General features: G+C 47.5%; 8 tRNA genes and 1 rRNA gene. All 9 read right to left on the bottom strand.

Going from position 1 to position 1,058, the window contains the following annotated elements:
• Positions 1 to 119, bottom strand: a 16S ribosomal RNA gene (locus tag AC1DUW_RS30180); the annotation flags it as partial.
• Between the two features lie 96 nt (positions 120 to 215).
• A tRNA-Gly gene (locus AC1DUW_RS30185) sits at positions 216 to 289 on the bottom strand.
• A gap of 32 nt (positions 290 to 321) precedes the next feature.
• Positions 322 to 398, bottom strand: a tRNA-Pro gene (locus AC1DUW_RS30190).
• A 6-nt stretch (positions 399 to 404) separates the two neighbouring features.
• Positions 405 to 481: transfer RNA gene (locus tag AC1DUW_RS30195), tRNA-Arg, on the bottom strand.
• Positions 482 to 499: 18 nt separating this feature from the next.
• Positions 500 to 585 (bottom strand) — tRNA-Leu (locus AC1DUW_RS30200).
• Positions 586 to 645: 60 nt separating this feature from the next.
• Positions 646 to 727 (bottom strand) — tRNA-Leu (locus tag AC1DUW_RS30205).
• Between the two features lie 9 nt (positions 728 to 736).
• A tRNA-Lys gene (locus AC1DUW_RS30210) sits at positions 737 to 812 on the bottom strand.
• 9 nt (positions 813 to 821) lie between these two features.
• A tRNA-Gln gene (locus tag AC1DUW_RS30215) sits at positions 822 to 896 on the bottom strand.
• An 84-nt stretch (positions 897 to 980) separates the two neighbouring features.
• Positions 981 to 1,056: transfer RNA gene (locus tag AC1DUW_RS30220), tRNA-Asp, on the bottom strand.
• Positions 1,057 to 1,058: the final 2 nt, after the last annotated feature.

Below are 1,058 nucleotides of genomic sequence, written 5' to 3' on the forward strand. Positions count from 1 at the left end.
GTGTTACTCACCCGTCCGCCGCTAATCTCAGGGAGCAAGCTCCCATCGATTCGCTCGACTTGCATGTATTAGGCACGCCGCCAGCGTTCGTCCTGAGCCAGGATCAAACTCTCCGAAGAAATGTTTGACTTGCTCATTTTGCTTTTTTGATAGTGTGTGCTCACTTAAAATTTAACGTTGGCGCTTTGTTTTGTTCAGTTTTCAAAGAGCAATAATGGAGCGGGTGAAGAGAATCGAACTCTCATCATCAGCTTGGAAGGCTGAGGTTTTACCACTAAACTACACCCGCATTTAATTTTTCAAATTATTTCTAAGAAAGAATGGTCGGGAAGACAGGATTCGAACCTGCGACCCCTTGGTCCCAAACCAAGTGCTCTACCAAGCTGAGCTACTTCCCGTAAATATGGTGCGCCCGGCGGGAGTCGAACCTACAACCTTCTGATTCGTAGTCAGATGCTCTATCCAATTGAGCTACGGGCGCTAATTTCTATGATGTTTTTGGTGCGGCCGAGAGGATTTGAACCTCCACGGGGTTTCCCCCACTAGGCCCTCAACCTAGCGCGTCTGCCATTCCGCCACGACCGCGAAAGCGACTTTGTAAGTCTAACACCTTTTTCAACTTGTTGTCAAGAAGAAAATTATCAGTGCGGGTGAAGGGACTTGAACCCCCACGCCTTGCGGCGCCAGATCCTAAGTCTGGTGCGTCTGCCAATTCCGCCACACCCGCGAAATAAAATGGTGAGCCATGAAGGATTCGAACCTTCGACCCTCTGATTAAAAGTCAGATGCTCTACCAACTGAGCTAATGGCTCTAAATAAAATGGCTGGGCTAGAAGGGATCGAACCTTCGCATGACGGAATCAAAATCCGTTGCCTTACCGCTTGGCTATAGCCCAATAATCAATTACTAATTAACAGCCAGATTAATATTATATCACAATAATTTAATTCTAGCAAGTGTTTTTTCAAAAAGAAATAAATGGCGGTCCCGACGGGAATCGAACCCGCGATCTCCTGCGTGACAGGCAGGCATGTTAACCGCTACACCACGGGACCAG

This window comes from Peribacillus sp. P4_C12 (assembly GCF_056402095.1).